This window comes from Gottfriedia endophytica (assembly GCF_017814275.1).
GTDB lineage: Bacteria > Bacillota > Bacilli > Bacillales > Bacillaceae_G > Gottfriedia > Gottfriedia endophytica.
The window spans coordinates 113,717-135,673 of record NZ_JAGIYQ010000009.1; the positions used below are offsets into that span (position 1 = coordinate 113,717).

At 33.0% G+C, this 21,957-nt stretch carries 23 protein-coding genes; all 23 read right to left on the reverse strand.

Annotated features, from left to right (window positions below):
* Positions 1-28: 28 nt before the first annotated feature.
* The 23 genes from fliL to sucC all read right to left on the reverse strand — a co-directional run bounded on the left by fliL (position 29) and on the right by sucC (position 21,866).
* Complete coding sequence (gene fliL / locus J5Y03_RS13700; protein ID WP_209406576.1) at positions 29-457, reverse strand: flagellar basal body-associated protein FliL; 429 nt, start codon at positions 455-457, stop codon at positions 29-31.
* A gap of 4 nt (positions 458-461) precedes the next feature.
* Complete coding sequence (locus tag J5Y03_RS13705) at positions 462-671, reverse strand: flagellar FlbD family protein (protein ID WP_209406577.1); 210 nt, start codon at positions 669-671, stop codon at positions 462-464.
* Between the two features lie 42 nt (positions 672-713).
* On the reverse strand, positions 714-1,949 hold the full coding sequence (locus J5Y03_RS13710; RefSeq protein ID WP_209406578.1) for a flagellar hook protein FlgE: 1,236 nt from the start codon (positions 1,947-1,949) through the stop codon (positions 714-716).
* 39 nt (positions 1,950-1,988) lie between these two features.
* Positions 1,989-2,450, reverse strand: a complete 462-nt coding sequence (gene flgD, locus J5Y03_RS13715) for a flagellar hook assembly protein FlgD (RefSeq protein WP_209406579.1) — start codon at positions 2,448-2,450, stop codon at positions 1,989-1,991.
* A 5-nt stretch (positions 2,451-2,455) separates the two neighbouring features.
* Positions 2,456-3,880, reverse strand: a complete 1,425-nt coding sequence (locus J5Y03_RS13720; protein ID WP_209406580.1) for a flagellar hook-length control protein FliK — start codon at positions 3,878-3,880, stop codon at positions 2,456-2,458.
* Between the two features lie 28 nt (positions 3,881-3,908).
* Positions 3,909-4,520 (reverse strand): MotE family protein, encoded by a 612-nt coding sequence (locus J5Y03_RS13725; RefSeq protein WP_209406581.1) that lies wholly within the window; start codon positions 4,518-4,520, stop codon positions 3,909-3,911.
* An 8-nt stretch (positions 4,521-4,528) separates the two neighbouring features.
* Complete coding sequence (gene fliJ, locus J5Y03_RS13730) at positions 4,529-4,972, reverse strand: flagellar export protein FliJ (RefSeq protein WP_209406582.1); 444 nt, start codon at positions 4,970-4,972, stop codon at positions 4,529-4,531.
* 2 nt (positions 4,973-4,974) lie between these two features.
* A complete protein-coding gene (gene fliI / locus J5Y03_RS13735; protein ID WP_209406583.1) occupies positions 4,975-6,291 on the reverse strand; it encodes a flagellar protein export ATPase FliI in 1,317 nt (438 codons plus the stop codon).
* On the reverse strand, positions 6,278-7,057 hold the full coding sequence (fliH, locus tag J5Y03_RS13740) for a flagellar assembly protein FliH (protein ID WP_209406584.1): 780 nt from the start codon (positions 7,055-7,057) through the stop codon (positions 6,278-6,280). The genes fliI and fliH overlap by 14 nt, the downstream gene beginning before the upstream one ends.
* Positions 7,050-8,066, reverse strand: a complete 1,017-nt coding sequence (fliG, locus tag J5Y03_RS13745; RefSeq protein ID WP_209406585.1) for a flagellar motor switch protein FliG — start codon at positions 8,064-8,066, stop codon at positions 7,050-7,052. The genes fliH and fliG overlap by 8 nt, the downstream gene beginning before the upstream one ends.
* 10 nt (positions 8,067-8,076) lie before the next feature.
* Entirely contained in the window at positions 8,077-9,669 is a 1,593-nt protein-coding gene (gene fliF / locus J5Y03_RS13750) for a flagellar basal-body MS-ring/collar protein FliF (protein ID WP_209406586.1), read from the reverse strand.
* 64 nt (positions 9,670-9,733) lie between these two features.
* Complete coding sequence (gene fliE / locus J5Y03_RS13755; RefSeq protein WP_209406587.1) at positions 9,734-10,036, reverse strand: flagellar hook-basal body complex protein FliE; 303 nt, start codon at positions 10,034-10,036, stop codon at positions 9,734-9,736.
* Between the two features lie 13 nt (positions 10,037-10,049).
* A complete protein-coding gene (gene flgC, locus J5Y03_RS13760) occupies positions 10,050-10,508 on the reverse strand; it encodes a flagellar basal body rod protein FlgC (RefSeq protein WP_209406588.1) in 459 nt (152 codons plus the stop codon).
* Positions 10,509-10,511: 3 nt separating this feature from the next.
* Positions 10,512-10,907, reverse strand: a complete 396-nt coding sequence (flgB, locus tag J5Y03_RS13765; protein WP_209406589.1) for a flagellar basal body rod protein FlgB — start codon at positions 10,905-10,907, stop codon at positions 10,512-10,514.
* 408 nt (positions 10,908-11,315) lie between these two features.
* Positions 11,316-12,095, reverse strand: a complete 780-nt coding sequence (gene codY / locus J5Y03_RS13770; protein ID WP_209406590.1) for a GTP-sensing pleiotropic transcriptional regulator CodY — start codon at positions 12,093-12,095, stop codon at positions 11,316-11,318.
* Between the two features lie 34 nt (positions 12,096-12,129).
* A complete protein-coding gene (gene hslU / locus J5Y03_RS13775; protein WP_209406591.1) occupies positions 12,130-13,521 on the reverse strand; it encodes an HslU--HslV peptidase ATPase subunit in 1,392 nt (463 codons plus the stop codon).
* An 11-nt stretch (positions 13,522-13,532) separates the two neighbouring features.
* Positions 13,533-14,078, reverse strand: a complete 546-nt coding sequence (gene hslV / locus J5Y03_RS13780; protein WP_209406592.1) for an ATP-dependent protease subunit HslV — start codon at positions 14,076-14,078, stop codon at positions 13,533-13,535.
* Positions 14,079-14,122: 44 nt separating this feature from the next.
* Positions 14,123-15,022 (reverse strand): tyrosine recombinase XerC, encoded by a 900-nt coding sequence (gene xerC / locus J5Y03_RS13785; RefSeq protein WP_209406593.1) that lies wholly within the window; start codon positions 15,020-15,022, stop codon positions 14,123-14,125.
* Between the two features lie 67 nt (positions 15,023-15,089).
* Positions 15,090-16,394, reverse strand: coding sequence for an FADH(2)-oxidizing methylenetetrahydrofolate--tRNA-(uracil(54)-C(5))-methyltransferase TrmFO (trmFO, locus tag J5Y03_RS13790; RefSeq protein WP_209406594.1), 1,305 nt, complete (start codon positions 16,392-16,394; stop codon positions 15,090-15,092).
* A 111-nt stretch (positions 16,395-16,505) separates the two neighbouring features.
* Positions 16,506-18,581, reverse strand: coding sequence for a type I DNA topoisomerase (gene topA, locus J5Y03_RS13795; protein ID WP_209406595.1), 2,076 nt, complete (start codon positions 18,579-18,581; stop codon positions 16,506-16,508).
* A gap of 224 nt (positions 18,582-18,805) precedes the next feature.
* Positions 18,806-19,708: a DNA-processing protein DprA gene (dprA, locus tag J5Y03_RS13800; protein WP_209406596.1), complete on the reverse strand. Its 903-nt coding sequence runs from the start codon at positions 19,706-19,708 to the stop codon at positions 18,806-18,808.
* A 64-nt stretch (positions 19,709-19,772) separates the two neighbouring features.
* Positions 19,773-20,687: a succinate--CoA ligase subunit alpha gene (gene sucD, locus J5Y03_RS13805; RefSeq protein ID WP_209406597.1), complete on the reverse strand. Its 915-nt coding sequence runs from the start codon at positions 20,685-20,687 to the stop codon at positions 19,773-19,775.
* A 21-nt stretch (positions 20,688-20,708) separates the two neighbouring features.
* Positions 20,709-21,866, reverse strand: coding sequence for an ADP-forming succinate--CoA ligase subunit beta (gene sucC, locus J5Y03_RS13810; protein WP_209406598.1), 1,158 nt, complete (start codon positions 21,864-21,866; stop codon positions 20,709-20,711).
* Between the last annotated feature and the right edge of the window lie 91 nt (positions 21,867-21,957).

Sequence of the window (21,957 nt, forward strand, 5' to 3'; positions counted from 1 at the left end):
CTTCACCTCCTCTTACATAGATGTTGAACTATTGAAGGATGAATGAGGTGGTGTAAACTCGTTCAACTTTTCCATCCTGCATTATATTATTTAATTGATTTTTTATCGTGTTTTCTAAATTAGTGATACTATTTTTTTGTTTAAATTGCTCACTTTTCATTTGAGAGAGCTGCTGAATAATAATATTTTTAACTTGAAAATCACGCTTTGTTAATTCAGCTTTTGCATCTTTATTCGATGTTTGAATTTTATAAGAGATTTTTATAAAATCACCGTTATATAAGTTAGTTGTAATTTCAGGTTCATCAACTGAATATTCGATAATTTGATCAATTGATAGCTTGCCATTAGTAGGTTTTGCATTGACTTTTTGAATAATAATGACAGTTACTGTCCCTACAAGTGCAATTACTAAAAGTAAAATAATCATGATATTTACTAACTTGTTCTTAAACAATGGACTACCCCTCCATTTTTTTATCCGTCCCCAACAAATTAATTACTTTGTAATAGTCAGTTATTAATCTAGTAACCTCTTGTTCTGACTCTTTTACCAAAAACTTGTGACCATTTGCTAAGGTAATTGTTGTGTCTGGAAAAGATTGAATCTCTTCAATATAAATTGCATTTAAAGTAAAGGTTTGACCATTTAATTTCGTTAAATTAATCATAAAGGTAAGAGTTAAGATAAACTTAACTCTTATTCACCTACCTTAACGTTTTAAGTTTACTAGCTCTTCTAAAATTTGATCTGATGTTGTAATGATTCGTGAGTTAGCTTGGAAACCACGCTGAGCAACGATCATATCAGTAAACTCTTCTGATAAGTCAACATTTGACATTTCAAGAGAACCAGAATTTATTACCCCTCTTGAATTACCTGGTGTTGAAACATTCGCAATACCTGAGTTATTACTGTCTTGGAATGTATTACTACCAGCCTTAATTAGGCCACCTGGATTAGAAAATGTCGCTAAAGCCAGTTGTCCAAGTGTTTTAACTTGTCCATTTGAGAATACACCTGAGATTTCTCCAGATTGGCCAATTGTATAACTTGAAAGCGAGCCTGCAGAATAGCCATCTTTATCTGCAACAGATAAACTAGATGGAGCTGCATTTTGAGAAATACCTGAGTAATCTAGGCTTGCAGGTGCAATAGGTTGAACTATTCCACCATATCCTGCATTGGCAGTCAATGTTATTGTATTTACTGGTGCAGTATTTAATGTACCATTATTATTAAACGTTATATTTCCTGTATTTGCTGTTATTGTAAAGTTTGGACTTGTCGTAGTATAATTTACTGTCCAAGAATTAGTAGCTGCGTCTTTTGTAAATTTTGCAGTAATCGGTACATCATTTCCTAAAGAGTCCTTGATATTAAAATCCATTGAAGCAGTGGCTCCAACAACTGCATTACTATCTAAGTTACCTGCATACTTAACAAATGATGTTTGGGATGGCGGTACAGTTGCATTTTTGTTAATAGTTAAATTAACTAGTTTAGAAGTGTTAGGTGTTCCATTTGCATTCATTCCATACCCTTGAACTTTCAATCCATCACCATTTACTAAATTTCCAACACTATCAATATCAAGGTTACCTGCACGAGTATATAATTGTTGGTTTCCATTCTTAACAATAAGGAAGCCATCCCCATCAATACCAAGGTCAAGTGGTCGACCAGTTGTTTGTAAGCTTGAATTTGTCATGATTGTATCAATAGTTCCCAGTGCTGAGCCAAGTCCTATCTGTTTAGCATTCGTTCCCCCACGATTTGCCTGAGCACTACTAGCTCCAGAAATTGTTTGGCTTGCGATATCTTTAAATGTTACGCGACCTTTCTTAAAACCATAAGTATTAACATTGGCAATATTATTACCAATTACATCTAATTTTGTTTGAAAGTTTTTCATTCCACCAATTCCTGAATACATTGAACGTAACATTTAAAATCCTCCTCTATTCTCTCTGCAATTATATTTCATCTATTCAACTTTTGGAGTTTCATCGGAATTACCAAGTATTGACGAAACATACTCTGGATAGGTTGTTTTCCCATTAGTAAGATGTAAGACAAAACCATCACTTTTTCTCTCAACGGATTGGACAACACCATTTTGAAATGTATGTGTTGTTCCGTCTGCTGATAATTCGGCATATGAAATCTTTTTTCCAATCAATTCACTATATTGCAATATGTTTGATGACATATATGATAGAAAACTATTAAAAGATGTATTCATATTTGTCATTTGTTCTAGAGATGAGAATGTTGCTAATTGTGCAATATAATCCTTGTCTTGCATTGGACTTAATGGATCTTGATTTTGCATTTGGGTGATAAGAAGTTTTAAAAAATCATCTTTCCCAAGTGCGCTTCCATCTTTTTTCGCATTTTTAGAATCATTAGTAGTTAATGCATTTAAGGCTTGAGTAATTGTATTCATTCCTTTTATATGCTCACTTTCATTAGCTCATCTAAGAAAGAAGTTGTTTCATCTTCTTTACTTTGATTAGATTGCTGATTTGATTTTCCCTGGTTATCTTGCTTTTCCTGACGACGCTCTTGATTTAAATAAGAAGAACGATCAGATTGAAGTGACTGATACAAGTCTATTTTTTCTAATTGAAGATTGCTCGATTGCATCGCTTGCTTTAAACTATCTAAATTTGACTGAAGTAATTCCTTTGCTTCATGAGTAGAGGCAATAATGGTTGCCATCATACCTTGGCTGTTTTTTACTAATTCAATTGTCACTCTACCTAAATTTTCCGGGAAAAGTTTAATAAATAATTTTTGTTGGGTTAAATCATTCGAAAATGCTGCTTTACTAATAATATTTTGAAAATCTTTTACAAACTGAGTAGTTGTTTGATTAGAGTTTGATTTTCCTACAAATAAAGCAAATTGCTTAATATTTGATTGTTGAAGTTGATTTCCATTTAAAAAGTTTTGATCCGTAGATTTAGATTCCACTTTTTTTGTAGGTAAATCTAAGCTAGTTTCAATACTAATTTCATTAGTTTGTGAGTTTGAAATAGTAGACTGATTCTTAAGCTCTGGTAGTTTACTATTTGTTAATAACGCCTCAACTTTTGTTGTGATTTCACTAACTTGATCTTTATTAACTCCAACTTGTTCAAGAATTTGACCTAGTTTATCCAAAGAAAAATCCACTTTCTTATTATCTTCTTGGTTTGCACCTTGATCTAATTTAAAGTCGTTTTTCTGAACTACTTGAGATTTCTCGTTATTGTTTAGTAATTGCTCTAATTGTTGAATCAATTTATCAATATCAGTGTTATTTACTACTTCTTGACTTTTACTGGCAGTTTTTGAATTTTGTAAATCACCTGTATTTTGGGTATTACTATTTAATTTTAAAAGTAGGTAATTCAATAAATTCTTATTACCTGTTGCTTCTTGTAAATTTACAACACTCTTGATATCACCCTTATTTTCCATTATGTTACTAATCTCTTGTTTTTTAGGAACTTGAGTGTTATCTTCTTGTTTAAACATATTTTGTAAGTATTGTAGTAAGTTAATTAAAGCATCCAATAACTGCTTATCATCGCTTTGTTCACTAGAAGATAAATCTCCTAACTTTTGGACAATTGATTTTATTTTTTCTGATATGTCACTTTGCTGATTAGAAGTTAATTCTTCTAGTTTTTGGACTATAGTTTCTGGAATCTCAGTTTTGTTTTCTCTGTTAATTTGAGTATTCCGACTATCGTTCGGTTGAACTTGTTGATGAGATTGTGTATCCTTCATCACATGCTCAAATGATATATTGCGTTTTACCGTTTGTGATGGTGGTTTTTGAATTTTTGGTAATAGATCAATTGTTCGATTTTTACTAATCTCATTCACTTTGTCCACCTCCTTCCAAAGGTTATGACTATTTACCGTTAGTCGTTAACTTAGCTGTAATCCTTGCAGCCTTTTTCACATCCATACTTGCTAATATTGCAGATACTGTTTCATTCTTTAAATTCGAAATGATGTAAAAGGCTTCATCTTCAGGCAGTGCAGATAGAATTTTTGCAGCTTGTTTTGGATCCATTTGTTCATAGCTTGCAAACAATTTTTTAGATAGTTCCTGTTTCTTTTGATTAGCTGCTACTTTTTCAGCCTGTCCAGATTGTAAATCCTTAACTTGTTGGCGAAGTTTTTCTGCATCAATACGTAAATTCGTGATTTCTTGATCCTTTTGATTGGATTGATCTTGTATTTTTTTTAAGTCAGATTCTGTTTTTAAATTCGTTAATTTTAATTTACTATTCTCATTTTTAATTTGCTCTTTTTCAGACATTGGTTTAGTTGGATTAACCCATTTTTGTACGTAAGGTATATGTGAAGCTAGTTGTTTTGCCTCTTTTGATACATTAACTCCAGCAACCGAGAGAATGATTATTGCGATCGTAATAGTAAATAGTAACGGAATTAGGAAGACAAAAACAAAATATTGAAAAAAACTATACTTTTTTTCTTGCATTTCAACATTTTCCATAACATCACCTATACATTTCGATTTACAAATTGCTGAAGTGAAATCTCATCCATTTGTTTATTTTCTAATGATAAGAGTATTTCTGAGTGAGATTTTATAGCTTTTTCTCTCATTTTTTCATACTTTTTCACTTCAACATTATGTTCTATTAACACTTCTTGCTTTGTATTCATATGATTCCGTGCGTTTATTACTTGCAATTGAGAATGTTTTATATCCTTCTCTAACGCTTCTACAAAAAGGAGTTGTTGTTTTAATCCATCTATGGATACCCCTTTTTGTAGATTTTGTTGCTTTTGTTCTTCAACCATTTCTTTTCTTTTCAAAACCTCATACAATTTATTTGCTTCTTTTTCAAAAGATTGAACTGATAATTCATAGTCTATTTGTACTTGTTCTTTTTCTTTTTGTTTAATCATTAAAATTTTTTCAAATTTATAGGGAATTCCCAATTCTACTCACCTTCTTTGACAATTGTACTGAGTAATTGAACAGTTTCTTCTGTCGTAAATTTTTCATGTACAGCTTGCTTAAAGAACTCAATAATTTTCGGATAAAAATAAATTGCTTCGTCAATTTGTGGATTCGAACCACGTTTGTATGCACCTATATTAATTAAATCCTCTGAATTTAGATAAGTAGATAATAAAGTTCTAACCTTTTCTGCTAGAGTGATATGTTCTGACTCGACAATAGATGACATTACCCTACTTACACTTTTCAAAACATTAATTGCAGGAAATTGTCCTTTATTAGCAAGTTCACGATCAAGTACTATATGTCCATCAAGTATTCCCCTAACAGTATCAGCAATCGGTTCGTTCATATCATCGCCATCAACTAAAACTGTATAAAATGCACTGATTGTTCCATCTTCACTAGTTCCAGTTCGTTCTAGTAATTTAGGTAAGAGCGCAAAGACAGATGGGGTATACCCTTTTGTAGTTGGAGGTTCGCCAATTGCTAAACCAATTTCACGTTGTGCCATTGCAACTCGAGTTACAGAATCCATCATAAACATGACGTTCATTCCGCGATCTCTAAAATATTCAGCAATCGCACTTGCTGTTAATGCACCTTTTAATCGCATTAATGCTGGTTGATCAGAGGTTGCTACAACTACTATGGAACGTTTTAATCCTTCAGGACCTAAATCCTTTTCAATAAACTCACGTACCTCTCTACCACGTTCCCCGATTAATGCAATTATATTGATGTCAGCATTCGTATTACGAGCTATCATCCCCATAAGTGTACTTTTTCCTACACCACTTCCAGCAAAAATCCCCATCCGCTGCCCAGTTCCAACCGATAACATGCTATCAATAACTTTAACGCCAACTTCAACTTTATCTTTGATTGTTGGTCTCTGCATCGGATTTGGTGGTTCAGCATCTGTAGGGACTGAACTCAATCCTTTCGGTAATTCTGAACCATTTAAAGGTTCACCAATTGAATTGAGGACTTGTCCAATTAACGATGTACCTACTTTAACTTGTAACGGCTTACCTGTTGTTTCTACCATGCTTCCTGGCGAAATATCATTCAAATTCGTAAAAGGCATTAATAATACATTTTCATCACGAAATCCTACAACTTCTGCATAAACCTTTTTTGTTTGTGCTCGATCTAAATAGATAAAACATAAATCACCAATCGATGCTTTTGGACCCTTTGACTCAATCATTAAGCCAATTACTCTTAAAACTTTTCCGTATCTTCTAAAAGTATCAATTGAGGAAAGATTTTGAATGACGTTACTTAGTTGCATGGTCTTCCTCCTGTACCATCTCAATCAGTTTTTTAGAGATTTCACTTAATTGAACATCTACACTTGCATCAATTCTTCCAAATGAAGATTCAATAATGCAGCTCCCAATTGTTAATGTCTCATCAGGATAAATATAAATCTTTGATTCATTTATTAGGATTTTCTCTAATTCTGATCTGTGGGTAATCACCAATTCATACTGATCAGGATGAATAGTCAAACGAATATCCTTTTCTTCACGTAATTCTCGAATAACTTTTTTTACAACTGGAATGATTACATTAGGATCATTTGTAAGCTCTTGGTCCAAAATATGAGAGGCAATTTTTAATCCTAACCTTAAAATTGTTTCATCGCTTTCTTCGATTCTTTGTATATAATCTTGTTTCGATGAGTTAATAATGTTTTTTGCCTCTTCAATTAAAAACTTGTATTCATCCATTCCTAGCTTTCGTCCTTCAAATTTACCAGTATCTAATCCCTCTAGATAAGCTTGGTGTTGTAAATCCTTTTTTTCATGCTCCCAATTTTCTCTATGAAGTTGAATATCTCTTAGTGCTTCTTCTTTAAGAGATATCATTTCATTTTGTAAATCGATGAGTTTATTCTTTTCGATTTGAACTCTTTGTTCTAAATCTTCTATAGTTTGTGTTTGTTCATTTATGTATTGATTTTCTTCGTTTTTTGTAGAAACTTTTCTTATACTGATCGTTTTTGATGGAGGTGCTTCTTCCAAGACATGTTGTCTTTTAATAAAATTAGACAATAATATCCTCTCCTCCGCCACGAGCAACTACGATGATTCCCGCCTCTTCTAACCTTCTAATTGTTGCAACAATACGTGTTTGTGCTTCTTCTACATCTCTTAAACGAACTGGGCCTAAATATTCCATTTCCTCAACAAATGTATCTGCCATACGTTTAGACATATTTTTAAAGACAACATTTTTAACTTCTTCACTAGCCACTTTAAGAGCAAACATAAGATCTTCATTTTCAACATCCCTAATAACACGTTGAATTGAACGATTATCAAGAGTAACAATATCTTCAAAGACAAACATTCTCTTCTTAATTTCCTCTGCAAGCTCAGGATCTTGAATCTCTAATGCTTCAAGAATTGTCTTTTCAGTACTACGATCAACACCGTTTAATACGTCTACAACTGCTTCGATTCCGCCTGTTTGAGTGTAATCTTGAGTTACTGTCGTCGATAATTTTCTTTCTAACAACTGTTCAACTTCATTTATTATTTCAGGTGATGTACTATCCATTAAAGCAATTCTTCTCGCAATATCAGCTTGATCCTCATGTGGTAGCTCTGAAAGTATTTGGCCCGCTTGAGCTGGATCTAAATATGATAGGATTAATGCGATTGTTTGCGGGTGCTCACTTTGTATAAAATTAAGTATTTGACTAGGGTCGGCTTTTCTAGCAAAATCAAATGGCTTCACATGTAAAGATGAAGTAAGTCGATTAAGAATTGATTGAGCTTGGTCTCCCCCAAGCGCTTTTTCTAATATCGTTTTGGCATACCCAATCCCACCTTGAGTAATATACTCTTGGGCTAATGCAATTTGATGAAATTCTTCAATAATATTTTCTTTTTCTTTTGAGTCAACGGTTCTAACACCAGAAATTTCTAGTGTCAACCTTTCAATTTCTTCTTCGCTTAAGTGTTTATATACGGAAGCTGAAACATCTGGGCCAAGAGAGATTAATAGAAGCGCAGCTTTTTGTTTTCCTGTTAGTACATTTTTATCTTTTTTAGCCATTTTTCTCCTCCTAGTCCTCCGCTAACCAGCTGCGTAATAATTTGGCAAATTCATCTGGCTTATCCTTTGCCATCCTTTCTAATTGTTTTCTACGTACTGTAGAATCTGTTTCCTGCTCATCATTAATGTCTGGTACATCAATCATATCTTCTTCATTTAGATCTTCAACAAGAACTTCTTCATTACGTTTTTTACGTAATAAAAGAATGATTAGTAGCAAGATAACTAAAAGTAGAACTCCTCCTACAATATACATCCAAACTGGAATCGTACTTTGTGGTTGGATTTGTTGAATTGTATTCCCATTAAATGGCAGAACAGATACAGCTATTTTATTTCCTACTTGTTGAGGAGTTAAAGCTGTTCCACCTTGGATATAACTTTTATCAATAGAAGTACTTACGATTGTTCCTAACATTTGTTTAATATCATTAATTGTTTGTTGTGGCAGTGAATTAGGATTCTTTGGATTTGGTGGCTCTACTGCCACTTGTATTCCTAAATCCCTTATTTTATAAGGACTTTCCACTATTTTTCTTTTTATTCGATTTACATCATAATTAATTCGTTCTTCACTTCTAGAATAGTCTCCATTATTTGATGAACCACTCGATTGATAGGTAGTAGTATCCGGTGTACCGGTCCCCGCAACACCACCAGTGGCAGGTTTTCCGCCTACATATGCTTCTTTGATTCGTTCTGCACTTACAGCAATCCCTTGCATATTCGTTTTATCAACTGGCTCTACTAGATTCTCTTCCCTTGCTTCTTGTGTAAAATCGATATCAGCAGTTACTCCAACCGCTACTTTATTTTGACCTATCATTGTTCCAAGTAACTGCTGGACTTGGCGTTGGATATCTCTTTCAACATTCTTCCTAACTTCTTGTTGCGTGTCATATGTATTAGCTGTTGAATTATTTTTTTGATTTGGTAAGTCAATATACTCAAAATTCTGGTTAGTAATGACGATATTATCAGTAGGTAAGTTAGGTATACTTTTTGATACTAAATGGTACAGTGCTGTTATTTGATCTGGAGTGAAATTATACCCTGGCTTTGTATCTAACACAATTGACGCAGAAGCTGTTTGATTCTGGTCACTTACCCATAAACTTTGTTGCGGTAAATTAATCATGACTTTCGCATTATTAACACCATCAATTTGTTTCATCAAATTAGCTAGTTCATTTTGCATAGCTTCCAGTTTGAGAACGTTGAATTCATTATCAGTCATACTGAAATTACTATTTTTACTAAAAAATGAATAATCAATTGTTCCTGAATCAGGAATTCCTTTTGCTGCTAAATCGACCTTTAGGCTATCAACAACGTTATCTGGTACATAGATCGTTTTCCCATTATCTTGTATTTCTGATGAAACACCTTGACTATCCAGAGTTTGTTTGATTTGTCCCGTTTCTGCAGGTGTTAAATTACTATATAATGGTACATAATTTACTTTTGTTAGGAAATAAGTTGTAATTCCGATTATAAGTGCGAGAATAAGTGGAATCCCAATAATAAGCCCTTTTTGAAATTGTGTTCGACTTTTCCAATAGCTTTTTATTCGATTTAAACTCTCATTTAATTTTTCATTCATTTAAATCCCCCAGATGTTTGTTCAAATTATGACAAATTAACACAATTTTCAAATTATAAGAAAATTACATTTGCATTCTCATAATTTCTTGATAGGCATCAATTACCTTATTTCGAATCTCAATTGCCGTTTGTAGCGTAATGTTCGCTTTTTCAGCATCAATCATTACATTGTGTAAATCAATGTTATCTCCTTTAACGAGCTTAGTTGTCGAATCAATTGATTTTACTTGACTATCATTTAATTCATTGATCGAGTCTTTTAAAAAGTTTGCAAATTTTGTTTGCGTTCCGCCTGAATTATTTTGCAAGCTGTTCATATTAATTGGCTGAAGGTTTTGTAGATTAACTTGACTAATTGGATTCATTTCAGTTTATCTCCTATTTCCCAATTTCTAAGGCTTTTAGTAACATTCCTTTTGAAGCATTTAAAACAGTTACATTTGCTTCGTATGCTCTAGATGCATCCATTAAATCAACCATTTCTTTAAGTGGATCAACATTTGGCATTTTTACATACCCATTTTGATCAGCGTCTGGGCTTGACGGATTATAGACTAATTTAAATGGGGACTGATCCTCACTTATTTTTGTTACTTTTACACCTGATCCAACATTAGTTGAAGGATTCATAGAATGATTAAAATATGATCCAAAGCTGTTTTCATCCCCTGCTGATGAAATTTCAACAAGTTTACGTCGGTATGGTTCCCATACTCCATTAACTAGTTTTCCTCTTGTTGTATCTGCGTTCGCCATATTAGACGAAACAACATCCATTCTCAATCTTTGCATTGTAAGTGCTGAAGAAGAAATATTTATACTATTAAAGATGCCCATCGATTATTTTCCTCCTCGAATGACCATTTTTAGTGAATTAAATTCGTTGTTCAATTGATCAACTAATGCTTGGTTATAGATTTGATTTTGTGCCATTAAAGACATTTCGTTATCAATATCCACGTTGTTACCATTTTCGTTATAAGAAGTATTGTTTTTTTCTTCAATGCTAATCATAGAAGACTGACCATATTTAAAATCAAGATGCTTTGGATCAGTTTTTTTAGCTTGCATTTGTGATTGCAGAGCTTGATCAAACTCTGTACGAAAAGAAACATCTTTAGCTTTATAATTTGGTGTATCAACGTTAGCAATGTTTTGAGAGATAACTTTTTGTCTTAATGATGAATAATCTAACCCTTGTTCTAAAAAATTGATTGAATTTGAGAACAACTTCATAAAATCCTCCCCACCACTTTTCATAAAAAAAAGACATATTCTATTAAATTTCTACGTTTTCCATAAAACTTTTTATTTGTTAGACAAAAAACGCCAATATTCTATGTTTAAATTATATCTTTCAAGGATAAATATGGAAACCGTATATTTTCACATATTTCAAATAGGCAATATTCCCTATGAATTATGAATTTTGATAAAAAATCAAATTTGCTTATTCTCCTAAATATGACAATTTTATAATTAATTGAAATTTTTCCACAACATTCAACCCTTATATTACCAATATATAAGCAAAATTAATATATATTTATGTCGAATTTTACAATTATGGAACAATTTGTCAATAATTGTTCACAAAATAATAAAAATAGACCCTTACAATTAAGTAAGGGTCTATTTTTATCATTAATTTGATTTAAGTTTTTCTAATTCAATTAAGAATTTATCATTTAATACTTTAATGTAAGTACCTTTCATTCCTAGTGAACGAGATTCAATTACACCAGCACTCTCTAGTTTACGTAAAGCATTTACAATTACAGAACGTGTAATTCCAACGCGGTCAGCAATTTTACTTGCTACTAGTAAACCTTCATAGCCATTTAATTCTTCGAAAATATGTTCAATTGCTTCTAATTCACTATATGATAGAGAAGAAATTGCCATTTGAACAACAGCTTTGCTTCTTGCTTCTTCTTCAATTTCTTCAGCTTTTTCACGTAATACTTCCATACCTACTACAGTTGCACCATACTCAGCTAAGATTAAATCATCGTCTTTAAACTCATCATTAATTCTACCAAGTACTAATGTACCTAAACGTTCTCCACCACCAATGATTGGTACAATTGTTGTAAGGCCGCCAGCGAAAAGTTCTCTATTTTCAACTGGGAATGAAGTGTATTCACTTTCAATTTTAATATTTGGTGAAGTTTCATTAATGTTAAACAGACTATTTGTATATTCTTCAGGGAATCTACGATCTGATAACATTTTTTGCATACGATCGTTTTCAATTTTTTGGTGAAGTGCATAACCTAATAATTTTCCTTTACGGCTTAAAACGAATACATTTGCTTCAATTACTTCTTCTAAAGTATCAGCCATTTCCTTAAAGTTTACTGGTTTACCAGCTGATTGTTGTAAAAGCTTATTAATTTTTCTAGTTCTTTCTAATAATTGCATGTTATTAATATCCTCCTATTAAGTTGTACGGTTATTACAAAATAAATTGACTTATATCCTTATCCTTAGCAATATTTACTAATTTTTCGTTAACATATTGTGGCGTTATAAGGATTTTACCCATTTGAATTTCTGAAGCTTCATATGACAAATCTTCTAAAAGTTTTTCCATTATTGTTTGTAATCTTCTCGCACCAATATTATCTGTCGATTGATTTACTTCATAAGCAATTTCAGCAATTCTAACTATAGCATCGTCAGAAAATTCGATTTGTATACCTTCTGTAGACAATAATGCTTTATATTGTTTGATTATTGAAAAATCAGGTTCAACTAAAATTCTAACGAAATCATCTACGACAAGTTTTGCTAATTCTACACGAATTGGAAAACGTCCTTGTAACTCCGGAATTAAATCAGAAGGCTTTGAAATATGAAATGCCCCTGCTGCAATGAATAATACATGATCTGTACGTACAGGACCATATTTTGTCATTACAGTACTTCCTTCAACAATCGGTAAAATATCTCTTTGGACGCCTTCTCTTGAAACGTCTTGTGTACTATTTTGTTTACTTGCGATTTTATCTATTTCATCTATAAAGATTATTCCAAGTTGTTCAGCACGGTATATTGCTTCCTGCGTAACTTCATCCATATCAATTAACTTTTGAGCTTCCTCATTCGTTAATATCTTTCTAGCTTCTTTAACAGGAAGTTTTCTTTTTTTAGTCTTTTTGGGTAATAAATTACCTAATGATTCTTGAAAATTCATTCCCATTTGTTCCATACCAGTACCTTGCATAAAATCAAACATTTGAGGTTGTTGCTGTTCAATCTCAACCGAAATAAGTTCATTTTCTAATTTACCAGACTTAAGCATTTGCTCAATATCTTTACGCTTCGTACTTATTTCAGGTTCAATTTGTTCTTCTTCCACTGGTTCTTCTTGGCCTGAATTATTAAACAACATTTCAAATGGTGATTTAAAGGAATTCTGTTTCTTTAAACTTGGGACTAAAAGCTTTACGATACGTTGATTAGCTAATATTTCTGCTTGTTCTTTAACTGTACTCATTTTTTCTTCTTTGACAATTCGAATTGATGTTTGGATTAAATCTCTAACCATCGACTCTACATCTCTACCAACATACCCAACTTCTGTAAACTTAGTTGCTTCCACCTTTATAAATGGAGCTCCAACTAATTTTGCCATTCTTCTAGCAATTTCAGTTTTCCCCACACCAGTTGGCCCGATCATTAATATGTTTTTTGGAGAAACTTCTTCACGTAAAGAATCTTCTAATAAACTTCTACGATATCTATTTCGGAGTGCAATTGCTACTGCTTTTTTCGCTTGTTGTTGCCCAACAATATATTGGTCTAATCTTTCAACAATTTGACGCGGAGTTAAAGAAGTATTCATTCTACACTCTCCTATTCTAATTCCTCTAAAATAATATTCCCATTCGTATATACACAAATATCACTTGCTGTTTTTAGGCTTGCATAAGCAATTTCTTTAGCTGTTAAAGTATCTCCTGCATTCTCTTTTAGGGCTCTTCCTGCTGCCAATGCATAATTGCCACCTGAACCAATTGCTAAGATCCCATCATCAGGTTCAATTACTTCACCAGTTCCAGAAATTAGCAATAGATTTTGATGATCCATTACAATCAAAAGTGCTTCAAGTTTATGTAATACTCGATCAGTACGCCATTTCTTTGCTAGTTCAACAGCTGCTCTTTGTATATTGCCATTATACTCTACTAATTTACCTTCAAATAATTCAAATAAGGTAAAAGCATCCGCAACCGATCCTGCAAATCCAGCAAGTACCTTTCCACCAAAGAGCTTTCTAACCTTTCGAGCAGTATGTTTCATAACAACTGCATTTCCAAACGTTACTTGACCATCTCCAGCCATAGCACTTTGTCCCTTATGATGTATAGCAAATATTGTTGTAGCATGAAAATTTGACATAAGCAGCCTCCTCAAACTCTAAATTCCTAAAAAATTCTATACACTTATGCTCTAGGATGATGGGCATTATAAACTTTTTGTAGCCGCTCCTTCGTAACATGTGTATAAATTTGAGTTGATGACAAATTTGAATGTCCAAGTAACTCTTGAACACTTCGAATATCTGCACCATTATCTAATAAGTGGGTCGCAAAAGAATGTCTTAACATATGTGGATGTATTTTACATGTAATAGATGTTTCTTCAATTAGTTTACTAAGAATAACACGTACACCCCTAGGTGTAAGCTGTGTTCCTCGAAAATTAAGAAAAACTTTATCCTCAGTACTATTACCATTTATTAAAAGTTTATTTCTACCATCCTCAATATATGTTTGTAATGCTTTACCTGCAAATTTTCCAAATGGTACATAGCGTTGTTTATTTCCTTTACCTGTAACTAAAATCGTACCGATTTGATAATCAATATCATTTAATTTCAAGTTACAACATTCACTAACTCGTATACCAGTTGCATATAGCAGTTCCAAAAGCGCTTGATTTCTTTGCCCCAATGCAGTATCCAGTTTACTTATACCAAATAATTGTTCAAGTTCTTCTTTGTATAAAAAACGGGGTATCAAACTTTCTTTTTTAGGAAGCGAAGCCAATGCAAAAGGATTGTCTTTTGCAACATTTTCTCTCATTAAAAAACGATAAAAGCTTCTTAAACATGAAATATGCTTGGAGACTGACCGTCTTGATAGCTGTTTGTCATGTAGTGTAGTTAAATAAAGACGAACATCAGAATATGATACGGAAGAAAATGAAGTTATTTCTTGCTGTTCCATAAATGCTATGAATTGTTCAATTATCTTTTCATAACTACCTAAAGTGTATTGTGAAGAATTTTTCTCTAATTGTAAATATTGAACGAACAATTGACACAATATCTTAACATTCAAGACCATATCACCTCACAAGAGCCACTACATATTAACATATCTAGTGGCTATAAGCAATTAAATTCTCTCAACATTCTATATAATTCATAATAGTTTCAAGTGCTCTATTTGCATATGCTTCATAACGTTCTTGTTTTTTCTTAATTTTAGCCTCTAATCTAGGAAATAATCCAAAATTAGCGTTCATTGGTTGGAAGTGTTTTTCACTTGTAGTCGTTATATAATGTGCCATACTTCCTATAGCTGTTTCTGCTGGAAATTCGATTAGCTCTTTTTCTAATACATAACGAGCAGCATTGATTCCTGCAACTAGTCCAGATGCTGCTGATTCTACATACCCTTCTACTCCAGTCATTTGCCCAGCAAAAAATAAATCTTCTTTACCTTTAAACTGGTATGATGCACTTAGAAGTTTAGGTGAATTAATGAATGTATTTCGATGCATTACACCATATCGAACAATTTCAGCATTTTCTAATCCAGGGATTAATTGTAGCACTTCTTTTTGTGGTCCCCACTTCAAATGAGTTTGAAATCCTACAAGATTATATAATGTTCCTGCACTATTATCTTGACGTAATTGTACAACAGCATAAGGAGTTTTTCCTGTTTTTGGGTCTTCTAACCCAACCGGCTTCATTGGACCAAAAGTCAATGTTTGCTTCCCTCTTTTTGCCATTACTTCAACAGGCATACATCCCTCAAAGAAAATTTCTTTCTCGAATTCTTTTAATGGAACCGTTTCTGCTGATATTAAAGCTTCATAAAAACGATCAAATTCTTCTTCTGTCATTGGACAATTTAAGTAAGCAGCTTCACCTTTATCATAGCGAGATTTTAAATAAACTTTATTAAGATCAATGCTATCTTTTTCAATAATTGGTGCTGCAGCATCATAAAAATAGAAATAATCTTGTCCAGTTAATGCTTTAAGCTTTTCTGATAATTCTGGAGATGTTAGAGGACCAGTTGCAATAATTGTAGGTCCTTCAGGTAATTCTGTAACCTCTTCATTTATAACAGTAACATTTGGATGATTTTTAACATATTGAGTCACTTTTTCAGCAAACTCATGTCGATCCACCGCCAAAGCACCACCAGCTGGAACAGCACACTCATCTGCAGAACGAATGATAACTGAATCTAATCTTCTCATTTCTTCTTTTAACACACCAACTGCATTTGTTAATGTATTTGCTCGTAATGAATTACTACAAACAAGTTCTGCAAATTTATCAGTATGATGTGCCGGAGTTTGTCTTACTGGTCTCATTTCGTATAATCTTACTTTAATACCTCTTTTGGCAATTTGATATGCAGCTTCACTTCCTGCTAAACCTGCTCCAATTACATTAATATATTGCTCTGTCATGATGAACTCCTTTTCCTTGAAACGAGATAAAATCTCAGTTTCATTCCATAATTTTAGTATAATAATCTTAATATTTCCTTAAAAGAAAATGAAATGTGAGCAAAAAATTGCTCACATTTGTTGTTCTTCTTTGTATTCACATGAAACACACTGAACTTGAATACCTTTTTTCAATTTCTTTTCAACTAGCATTCCTTCACATTTAGGACATGGTCTTGCAATTGGTTTATCCCATGATAAGAAGTCACAATCTGGATAGTGAGAACATCCATAGAAAATTCGGTTTTTCTTTGATTTTCTCTCAATAATCTTGCCATCCTTACAGCTAGGACATGTAACATTGATATCTTTTACAATTGCTTTTGTATTTCTACAATCTGGAAAGTTTGAGCAAGCCATAAATTTTCCATAACGGCCCATTTTAAATACCATTGGGTTTCCACATACTTCACAATCTTCACCAGCAGGTTCATCTCTAATTTCAACTTTTTGCATTTCAATTTCTGCTTTCTTGAGATGTGGTTCAAATCCTTTATAAAAATCATCAATAATTTTGATCCAATTTGTAATTCCATCTTCAATTTGATCAAGATCTTTTTCCATTTTTACAGTGAATTCTATATTGATAATTTCTGGGAAGAATTCATGAGTTAATTTAAAAACAATCTGACCTAATTCAGTCGAAACAAAACGTTTATTATCAAGCGAAACATAATTTCTTTTTTGAATTGTTTCAAGTGTAGGAACATAGGTTGAAGGACGACCAACTCCTATTTCTTCAAGCGTTTTTACAAGTCTTGCCTCAGTATATCTTGGAGGTGGCTGTGTAAAGTGTTGCTCAGGTATGATATTTTCTAATTTTACCTTCTCACCTTCGGCCAATTCTGGTAATAATCTATCTTTTTCTTCTGTTCCATCATCATTACTTTCGATATAGACTTTCATAAATCCAGGAAATTTTACAACTGAACCATTCGCTCTAAATATAACATCATTGTTTACTAAATCAATCTTAACTGTATCAAGTATTGCAGGTGCCATTTGACTAGCAATAAATCTCTCCCAAATAAGCTTATATAGTCTATATTGATCTCTACTTAAATGATTCTTTACAGTATCAGGTGTTCTGAGTGTTGACGAAGGACGAATCGCCTCGTGAGCATCTTGTACCTTATCTGATTTCTTTTCGCTTTTTTTCTCAATTGCAACGAATTCTTTTCCGAATGTCTCTTGAATATATTCGATTGCTTCTTTTGAGGCTACTTCAGAAATACGTGTTGAATCAGTTCTCATATAAGTAATTAATCCGACTGGTCCGCCACTACCTAATGATATACCTTCATAAAGTTGTTGTGCAATCATCATTGTCTTTTTAGCACGCATGTTTAGTTTACGTGCTGCTTCTTGTTGTAATAAAGAAGTTGTAAACGCTGTAGCTGGATTTCTTTTTCTTTCTTTTTTAGTAACACTTTGAACTAAAAATTCATTTCCTTTTACCTGACTTAATACGTTGTTAACTTCCTCATCTGAGTGAAGCTCTACTTTTTTTCCATTTAATCCATAGAAATTTGCATCGAATTGGTCTTTTTTAGTTAAAACATTACTTTTTATTGACCAATATTCTTCTGGTATGAAAGCGTTTATTTCATTTTCGCGTTCAATAATTAATCGTAATGCAACAGATTGAACTCGCCCCGCGCTTAGTCCTTTTTTAACTTTCTTCCATAATAAAGGACTAATGTTATAACCAACTAATCTGTCTAATACTCTTCTTGCTTGTTGAGCATCGACTAAATTCATGTTAATTGGACGAGGATGCTTAAAGGATTCTTTTATTGCATCTTTCGTTATTTCATTAAAGACAACTCGACAATCAGAGGAAATATCGATTTTCAATGTATTCGCAATATGCCAAGCTATTGCTTCTCCTTCACGATCCGGATCGGCTGCAAGATAGATTTTCTTTGCTTTTTTTGCCGCCGAGCGTAAATCCTTTAAAACCGGACCTTTTCCTCGAATTGTAATATACTTTGGATTGTAATCGTTTTCGATTTCAATCCCCATTTGACTTTTTGGTAAATCTATAACATGCCCCATTGATGCAATAACCTTGAATTTTTTTCCTAAATATTTTTCAATTGTTTTTGCTTTCGAAGGAGACTCCACTATTACTAAATTTTCTGCCATTATTTAATCCTCCTGAGAGGTTCACTCTTTTAGGGATCCACTCTGTATTTCCTTTTTCTTCATTATTATCATAATTAGTTATTCATCATTAAAATTCCTGTTTTTAATTTAGATAATATATTCATTCATCAACAAATTGTATAGTTTTATACATATATTAGTCAAATTTAATTTGCCTCTAAAATAACATACAAATATGTAGTGTTGTCAATCTTTTTTTAAAACTAGTTATTTTTTTTGATAAAATGATAGCTATATTCCAACTCTTGTATGATATCATTTGCTGAAACTACTAATTTAGCACCAGATTGAATTAATCTGTGACATCCTATATATTCATCCATTATAAACGGACCTGGAACTGCGAATACTTCTCTTCCATACTCTAATGCTAAATCAGCTGTTATCATCGTTCCGCTTTTTTCTTTTGCTTCTAACACAACTGTTCCCTTTGATAATCCTGCAATAATTCGATTTCGCTTTGGAAAATACCATTTTTGAGGTGGGATAAACGGCGGATATTCTGTTAAAAGAAGATGTTTTGATGCGATTAATTTTGATAAATTATCATTTTCTTTTGGGTAAATATACTGAAACCCATTTCCAATGACAGCAATTGTATTTCCATTTGATTTGATTGTTTTCTCATGTACTAACGTATCAATTCCCTTAGCTAAACCACTTATTGTTATCCAACCTTCACTCACAAGTGGAGGTATTAATTCATTTCCAATTATATTAGCAAACATAGTCGGTTTTCTAGAACCAATTAGACTAATTAATTTATCAGTTTGAAGTAATTCTTTTTTACCTAACAGATAGATGACAAAAGGTGGATCAAATATATTTTTCAAAAGGATTGGATAATCAGAATCAAAAATCGTAGTTATTTGGATTGAAAGTTGATTATAACTTTGAAGTAATTCGGAAGAGTTTGTAGAATGTAGAAATTTGTAGAACTTTTCTACCTCTTTTGAGGATAATCTAGTAATACGCTGAAGTTCGATTATTGTAAATTCATATAAATTATCTAAAGTTGGATTAAATAAGAGGAGTTGCTTAAGTGCTGTGTATTTATCAAATAAAAAAGCATGTACATGAAGCAGTCTTGATTTCTTTTTCTCCATTAGTAGCTCCTTTCAAAAGCAGTAGCTCCCTTTATAGGGAGCTACTATTACTTTATACTTAATTTTATACTAATGCCTCATGAGTTTTACATTTTTCATAGATGCCATGTTCTTTGATAGAAGCAATTAATGTTTCACCCATAACAGCTGGAGTTGCTGCTACTTTAATTCCACAGCTTTCCATTGTTGCCATTTTTTCTTTTGCAGTACCTTTACCGCCTGCAATGATTGCACCTGCGTGACCCATACGTTTACCAGCAGGAGCTGTTTGACCACCGATGAATCCAACTACAGGTTTAGTCATGTTTTCACGAACCCACTCTGCAGCTTCTTCTTCAGCAGTTCCACCAATTTCACCGATCATGATAACAGCATAAGTTTCTGGATCTTCGTTAAATGCTTTTAACACGTCGATAAAATTAGTACCATTTACTGGGTCTCCACCAATACCTACAGCAGATGATTGTCCAATACCTGCTTGTGATAATTGATGTACTGCTTCATAAGTTAATGTACCTGAACGTGAAACAATACCTACATGACCTTTTTTGTGGATGTAACCTGGCATAATACCAATTTTACACTCATCTGGAGTGATTACTCCTGGGCAGTTTGGTCCTACTAGTCTTGTTTTCTTGCCTTCCATGTACTTTTTAACTTTTACCATGTCAAGTACTGGAATACCTTCAGTAATACAAATAACGATATCTAATTCTGCATCAACAGCTTCCATAATTGAATCTGCAGCAAATGCAGGTGGAACATAAATTACAGACGCATTTGCACCAGTTTCGTTAACTGCATCAATCAGTGTATTAAATACAGGTACGCCTTCAACAACTGTTCCGCCTTTACCAGGAGATGTTCCACCAACAATTTTTGTACCGTATTCTAACATTTGTTGAGTATGGAATCTACCTTGAGAACCAGTAATACCTTGAACAATAACTTTTGTATCTTTATTAATGAATACGCTCACTCTGTTTCCCGCCTTCCTATATTACACTAATGAAACGATTTTTTGTGCACCGTCTGCCATTGAGTCAGCAGCAACGATATTTAAGCCTGATTCGTTTAACATCTTTTTACCAAGATCAACGTTTGTTCCTTCTAAACGAACAACAAGTGGTAATTCTAACCCAACTTGTTTAGTAGCTTCAATTACACCTTGAGCAATTACGTCACATTTCATAATTCCACCGAAAATGTTAACAAAAATACCTTTAACATTTTTGTCAGAAAGAATGATTTTAAATGCTTCTGTAACTTTCTCAGCAGTTGCATTTCCACCTACATCAAGGAAGTTAGCTGGGTCTCCACCATAATGATTAATGATGTCCATTGTAGCCATAGCTAAACCTGCACCGTTAACCATACAACCGATGTTACCATCTAAAGAAATGTAGTTTAAATCGAATTTAGAAGCTTCGATTTCTTTTACATCTTCTTCTTCTAAATCACGGTAAGCAACGATTTCTGGATGACGATATAAAGCATTTGAGTCAAAGTTTAATTTTGCATCTAATGCCATTACTTTGCCATCACCAGTAGTTACTAATGGATTGATTTCAGCAATTGAACAATCCTTCTCAACGAACACATTGTATAGGTTCATCATGAATTTTGCAGCTTGATTTACTAGATTACTTGGGATATTGATATTAAATGCAATACGACGAGCTTGGAAAGCTTGTAAGCCTACAGCTGGGTCGATATATTCTTTAAAGATTTTTTCAGGTGAATGTTCTGCAACTTCTTCAATCTCAGTTCCACCTTCTTCTGATGCCATAAGAACAACTTTAGAAGTACCACGATCTAATACTAAACCAACGTAATATTCTTTTTGAATATCGCAGCCTTCTTCGATTAGTAAGCGCTTAACTTCTTTGCCTTCAGGACCAGTTTGGTGTGTCACCAAAGTTTTTCCTAAAATTTCACTTGCATATGTACGCACTTCATCTAAATTCTTAGCTACTTTAACACCGCCAGCCTTACCACGGCCACCAGCGTGAATTTGAGCTTTCACAACACATACGGTAGTACCTAGTTCTTTTGCAGCTTCAACAGCTTCTTCGACAGTAAATGCAACCTTACCATTAGGTACACTAACCCCATAGTTTCTTAGGAGTTCTTTCCCTTGATACTCATGGATATTCATAACCCATCCTCCCTTTATTTAAAGCAAAAAGATAAAAAATACATTCTTATTGTATATAAAAGTGAAATGACTGTAAATACTTTAGTAAGAA

What these genes read in the sequence shown, in the direction of transcription:
- J5Y03_RS13705 (WP_209406577.1), bottom strand. Translation starts at nt 671, where the DNA reads ATGATTAATTTAACGAAATTAAATGGTCAAACCTTTACTTTAAATGCA.
- J5Y03_RS13710 (WP_209406578.1), bottom strand. Translation starts at nt 1,949, where the DNA reads ATGTTACGTTCAATGTATTCAGGAATTGGTGGAATGAAAAACTTTCAA.
- flgD (WP_209406579.1), bottom strand. Translation starts at nt 2,450, where the DNA reads ATGAATACAATTACTCAAGCCTTAAATGCATTAACTACTAATGATTCT.
- J5Y03_RS13725 (WP_209406581.1), bottom strand. Translation starts at nt 4,520, where the DNA reads ATGGAAAATGTTGAAATGCAAGAAAAAAAGTATAGTTTTTTTCAATAT.
- fliI (WP_209406583.1), bottom strand. Translation starts at nt 6,291, where the DNA reads ATGCAACTAAGTAACGTCATTCAAAATCTTTCCTCAATTGATACTTTT.
- fliG (WP_209406585.1), bottom strand. Translation starts at nt 8,066, where the DNA reads ATGGCTAAAAAAGATAAAAATGTACTAACAGGAAAACAAAAAGCTGCG.
- fliF (WP_209406586.1), bottom strand. Translation starts at nt 9,669, where the DNA reads ATGAATGAAAAATTAAATGAGAGTTTAAATCGAATAAAAAGCTATTGG.
- fliE (WP_209406587.1), bottom strand. Translation starts at nt 10,036, where the DNA reads ATGAATCCAATTAGTCAAGTTAATCTACAAAACCTTCAGCCAATTAAT.
- flgC (WP_209406588.1), bottom strand. Translation starts at nt 10,508, where the DNA reads ATGGGCATCTTTAATAGTATAAATATTTCTTCTTCAGCACTTACAATG.
- flgB (WP_209406589.1), bottom strand. Translation starts at nt 10,907, where the DNA reads ATGAAGTTGTTCTCAAATTCAATCAATTTTTTAGAACAAGGGTTAGAT.
- codY (WP_209406590.1), bottom strand. Translation starts at nt 12,095, where the DNA reads ATGCAATTATTAGAAAGAACTAGAAAAATTAATAAGCTTTTACAACAA.
- hslU (WP_209406591.1), bottom strand. Translation starts at nt 13,521, where the DNA reads ATGAATACTTCTTTAACTCCGCGTCAAATTGTTGAAAGATTAGACCAA.
- hslV (WP_209406592.1), bottom strand. Translation starts at nt 14,078, where the DNA reads ATGTCAAATTTTCATGCTACAACAATATTTGCTATACATCATAAGGGA.
- trmFO (WP_209406594.1), bottom strand. Translation starts at nt 16,394, where the DNA reads ATGACAGAGCAATATATTAATGTAATTGGAGCAGGTTTAGCAGGAAGT.
- topA (WP_209406595.1), bottom strand. Translation starts at nt 18,581, where the DNA reads ATGGCAGAAAATTTAGTAATAGTGGAGTCTCCTTCGAAAGCAAAAACA.
- dprA (WP_209406596.1), bottom strand. Translation starts at nt 19,708, where the DNA reads ATGGAGAAAAAGAAATCAAGACTGCTTCATGTACATGCTTTTTTATTT.
- sucC (WP_209406598.1), bottom strand. Translation starts at nt 21,866, where the DNA reads ATGAATATCCATGAGTATCAAGGGAAAGAACTCCTAAGAAACTATGGG.